Source organism: Flectobacillus sp., assembly GCF_049240685.1.
Lineage (GTDB): Bacteria > Bacteroidota > Bacteroidia > Cytophagales > Spirosomataceae > Flectobacillus.
Genome location: NZ_JBMLSD010000231.1, coordinates 1 through 4,623, shown reverse-complemented (window position 1 = coordinate 4,623; position 4,623 = coordinate 1). Strand labels below are relative to the sequence as shown.

At 36.9% G+C, this 4,623-nt stretch carries 4 protein-coding genes; 2 read left to right on the top strand and 2 right to left on the bottom strand.

From position 1 onward, the window contains the following. Positions 1-46: 46 nt before the first annotated feature. Positions 47-646 carry an HD domain-containing protein gene (locus ACOVQ4_RS10605; RefSeq protein ID WP_421820617.1) on the bottom strand — a complete coding sequence of 200 codons (600 nt, stop codon included), beginning with the start codon at positions 644-646 and terminating at the stop codon, positions 47-49. A gap of 54 nt (positions 647-700) precedes the next feature. Then, on the bottom strand, positions 701-2,164 hold the full coding sequence (locus tag ACOVQ4_RS10600) for an adenylate/guanylate cyclase domain-containing protein (protein WP_421820616.1): 1,464 nt from the start codon (positions 2,162-2,164) through the stop codon (positions 701-703). Positions 2,165-2,275: 111 nt separating this feature from the next. Between ACOVQ4_RS10600 and ACOVQ4_RS10595 the strand changes: the two genes are divergently transcribed. Beyond that, positions 2,276-3,220 carry a helix-turn-helix transcriptional regulator gene (locus ACOVQ4_RS10595; RefSeq protein WP_421820615.1) on the top strand — a complete coding sequence of 315 codons (945 nt, stop codon included), beginning with the start codon at positions 2,276-2,278 and terminating at the stop codon, positions 3,218-3,220. Between the two features lie 92 nt (positions 3,221-3,312). Beyond that, a complete protein-coding gene (locus ACOVQ4_RS10590; protein ID WP_421820614.1) occupies positions 3,313-3,813 on the top strand; it encodes a DinB family protein in 501 nt (166 codons plus the stop codon). The last annotated feature ends 810 nt before the right edge of the window (positions 3,814-4,623 follow it).

Genomic DNA, 4,623 nt, shown 5'->3' with positions numbered 1-4,623 from the left:
ATAACTTACTTACACTTAAAAATTGCAAAGAAAAAGTTTAGGTATTTTATGGCCTATTGTCAAAACTTCTAATACTCAGCCGTAATTCATTTACTCTTTTTTCTTTTTCCAAAGACCGTTCTTTCTGGTTTGTTTGAGTAAAATAACGATGTTTAGTCAAAAAATCTATCTGGACTTGAATCCAATTGTCTGCAGAGGTCATTTTTCCATAGTATTTCAACTCCTCAAAAAGGGAAGCAACAGTGGGGTAATAGCCCGTACCCCCCAAATAATCTAAATCAGCATCACAAAGTATTTTTGCGAGCAAATCATGGGGTGACTGAGGTATCTTGGTTGCTTTAATCATCTCGGTGATTTGTAAAATCTGGGCGTTATTGTATTCAAATTGAGGTAAAATTTCCTCTACAATTTGACAGCTAAAATACTCATGATTGTCATAAGAAATCAAGAATCCTGAATCATGATAAAGCGCTGCAGTACGAAGCAATAAGATACTTTCCTTGTTGGTAACTCCTTCTGATTGAGCAATTTGTAGGGCTCTTTCGGTTACTGATAAGGTATGGTTGATATGGTGGTAGGTCAGATGAGGGGCTAATTCCTGACTCAATCTTTCCAAAATATATTGTTGAGCAAAATCAAGATTCATATTGCATGATTTTTTACAGAAACATTTCAAGGCTTTAATTTCAAACCAATGCGATTATTTGATGGGATTTTCGATAAAGTACATATCTATTTCGCCTTTATTTTTTGCTTGAATTTTGCCACGATAATGACATTCAAAAGAAGACTTGATTAGTTGGTAGGTACTTCCAGAAATATTTATTTTGCCAACTTCGCTTTTGCTTTCCATTCTTGAGGCGGTATTTACGGTATCTCCCCAAATATCGTAGGCAAATTTTTTTACTCCAACAACCCCTGCCACCAAGGGGCCAGAATGGATACCTATTCTGATTTCAAAAAAAGGTTTTCCTTGAGATTTGCGCTGAATTTCTCTTTTTTTCATAAACGCTAATATTTCCCAAGCTGCCCAGATTACCTCTATTGGGTGCTGTTCATCAGGCATCGGAATCCCACCTGCACATAGGTAAGCATCTCCGATGGTTTTGATTTTTTCGATACTGGAATATTTTTCAAGAATCAAGTCAAAACCTTTAAAACAGTAATCTATTTCTTCGATAAGCTCTTGCGGTGATAATTGTTCGGCTATTTGTGTAAAACCCTTGAAGTCGGTAAACATCACAGTAGCCGATTCATAATACCGTGTGGTTGCTGTACCTTTTTCTTTTAGTTCCTCCACCAGCTCGGAGGGTAAAATGTTCAATAATAATTCATCTGAACGATGCTTTTCATATTCGATAATTTCGTTTTTTTCAGCTAATTTTTCATTACTTTTTTGTTTATTAAAAAACAAAATCAATAGAAATAAGACTAATAACAAAATAGCTCCGACGACCACCAGCATCAATTTTTGGACAACTTTTTGTTTTTCAAGTGCTAAGTCTTGGAGGGCTTTCTCTTGTCGAAGGATTTTGATTTTATCGGCCTGCTTGTCCAACTGACGTTGTTTTTTAAGCAACATAGATTCTTTTTCCGAAATATCCCCGCTCAGCTCATTGATTGTCTGTAAGGAAAGTGCAATTTCGCCTTTTGATTGTTCGACTTCAGCATTTTTTTGTTCAAGTTCTTGGCGTTTTTTTTCTGCCTCCTCTTTTTGTAAGGCCAATTCCTCTTGGTCTTTTTTGAGTTCCTCTTCGGCCAAAAGCTGTTGTTTTTGTAGCTGTACAATATCGTTTCCGATATGTTGATTTACCTCTTCCAGCAGGTCGTTGGCTTTGTTACGTTGTTTGCGAGCGGTGGATTTATTTCCTAATTTTCCATTTACAAGCGAGAGTTGTAAGTAGGCAAAAGCCATACCTTTTTTATAATTGGCTTTTTCGGAAAGACTTAGGGCTTGTTGGGCATGAGCCAATGATTCATTCAAATTGTTATCGAGCTCATATTCTTTTGAAAGGTTTAAAAGAATATCAATTTTAGGAATTTCACGAGTTTCGGTTAAAAGTCGGTTTTTCCAAAGTTCAATGGGCTTATTCTGAGCAGATAAGGAATGTATATTGAAAAATAACCAAATAGCGCAGAAGCGAATTAGAGTCGTAGTTTTCATGATTAGATGGAAGTGTAGTTTAAATATACAAAAGGAATTTTATATCAACCTTAGAAATACGAATTTTGCTTTTATATTTTCATTTTCCAAACCTATAACTATCCCATTGGTATGAATCGTATAGATAGAGTTACCGCTTTTTTGATTCAACTACAGTCAAAAAAGGTGGTAAAAGCCCAAGAACTAGCCGACCGTTTTGGTATAAGTTTGCGCACAGTGTACAGAGATATCCGTACCCTCGAAGAAGCTGGCGTTCCGATAATTGGAGAGGTGGGCATTGGCTACAGCATTATGGATGGTTATCGGCTTCCTCCTGTGATGTTCACAAGAGAGGAAGCAACGGCATTTCTGACCGCCGAAAAATTAGTAGAGAAACTAACCGATGAGCAAACGAGGACTACCTACCAGTCGGCCTTATTCAAAGTTAAGGCTGTATTGAAGATGAAGGAGAAGGATTATCTCGATGTTATATCCAACCATATTGAAGTGCTTGAAAACCCGTATTTGCCTAAGCACAGTGTAGAAAGCAATCATATTCAAACGCTTTTACAAAGCATTGCGGATAAGCGTTGTTTGGAGATGAACTATTTTGCCAATCACTCGCAGGCCGAAAGCCTTAGAAAGATTGAACCTGTTGGGATTTTCCTTCAAGCTACTGCTTGGTACCTGATTGCCTATTGTCATTTGAGAAACGATTACAGGCATTTTCGGATAGACAGAATTAAATCTCTTGTTGGACTCGATGAGGTTTTTTGTCATAAGCATGATTCCTTACAAAGTTATCTTCCTAAGTTTAGTCAAAAAGAGAATCTGACATTAGTAAAAATCCAAGTGGAAAAGCAGGTGTTGAGATACTTTGGCGATCAAAAATATTATAACGGATTTGTTGACCAAAAGGATAAAGGCGAACACGTCGAAATGACCTTCCTGACTGCCTCAGTAAGGGGCTTTGCACATTGGTTTTTAAATTTTGGGCATTATGCCGAAATCATTGAGCCGATAGAATTGAAAGAAATGATAAAGGGAATTGTTCTTAAAATTTTAGAAAAATTATAAAAAAATCAGAAACTTACTGACATAGGGTTGTCATGTAGGGGTGGTTACTTTGTAGAAAACTCAATCAAATACAAAATTAAAACCCTCCTTTTATGACCGTATTATCAGTACTTCAGCAGGAATTAGAAAATGAAGCAAAAACAACCCGCAAAATGTTAAGCATTGTTCCTGATGCTCAATTTGAGTGGCAACCACATTCCAAAAGTATGTCCCTAAAAAGTTTGTCGGCACATGTAGCCGAACTTCCAAGCTGGGTAAGAATGGTGCTGGAAACGGACGAGTTGGATTTTCAACAAAATCCTTATACGATGCCTTCTTTTCAAACTACAACCGAACTGTTAGAGTTTTTTGAGAAAAATCTTTTGGATGCAAGAGATGCATTGGCTAGCGCCGACGAAAGTACTTTTCAACAACCATGGACATTACGCGCTGGAGAAACTATCTATAGCGCTGATCCTAAAGTGGAGGTTTTGCGAATGACGTTTTCTCAAATTATCCATCACCGAGCACAGCTGGGGGTGTTTTTGAGATTGCTTGACATACCTATCCCAGGAAGTTACGGACCAAGTGCCGATGATATGAGCTTTGCTTGATGATTGCCGGGTAAGTGTGCAAGACTAGATTGAAGTTTTGTGTTTTAGGCAACAGGCGCAAGGCAAGTAGTGTCCAATTGATTTTAAGCAACGATAGATATGCTTTTGCCGAATGCACAAGCCGAAAGCTCCAATATTTGATTTTTCAGGTTAGGGGCATGAAACCCTAAGCTAGAGGGGAAATGGTGTTTAAGTTAGTGGGCAAAATAAAATTTAAGATTGGTCATTGGGCTGTTAGGTATCGGCTTTCGGAGAAAAGCATGGCTGTAGGCAATAATAAAATTTGAACACGCTGTACCTTGTGCCTGTTGCCTTGTCCCTAAAACACAAAACCTATATATAATTTTGTACGATTACTTCTATTAAATTATCAAGACCAATGTTCGTCTAATATTTAATGCTCAAGACTTCAATTTTATATTGCGTAGTGATTTTATTTTTGAAATAAGGGGATTGATTTTTGGATTAATACCCTTATTTTATTTTATTTGTATTGTTATAACTGACGTAATATGGTGACTATTGACCAAAATAATCTTCATATTTTTCTCTATTCCTAGCATCTTGGGGTAAGAAAGTTATAGCAGTAATAGATGCCAAACTACTTTAACTGAGTTAGGAGTTAGTTAAATCCACTATTTCAAACTCAGTAAACACAGGCTAGTACACTCAAACCATTACGCCATCCTAAACTACGGTAGTTGAACAGAAGCAAGGCGATGAGTCTTTATGGCAGTCCGTCTATTTAGTTGATGCTTTTGATAAAAGACTATTTCATTCTAATATTCGCCTCAATCGTATTTCTTGTAA

Coding starts and splice junctions, on each gene's coding strand:
- ACOVQ4_RS10605 (WP_421820617.1), bottom strand. CDS start 646: ATGAATCTTGATTTTGCTCAACAATATATTTTGGAAAGATTGAGTCAG.
- ACOVQ4_RS10590 (WP_421820614.1), top strand. CDS start 3,313: ATGACCGTATTATCAGTACTTCAGCAGGAATTAGAAAATGAAGCAAAA.
- ACOVQ4_RS10600 (WP_421820616.1), bottom strand. CDS start 2,164: ATGAAAACTACGACTCTAATTCGCTTCTGCGCTATTTGGTTATTTTTC.
- ACOVQ4_RS10595 (WP_421820615.1), top strand. CDS start 2,276: ATGAATCGTATAGATAGAGTTACCGCTTTTTTGATTCAACTACAGTCA.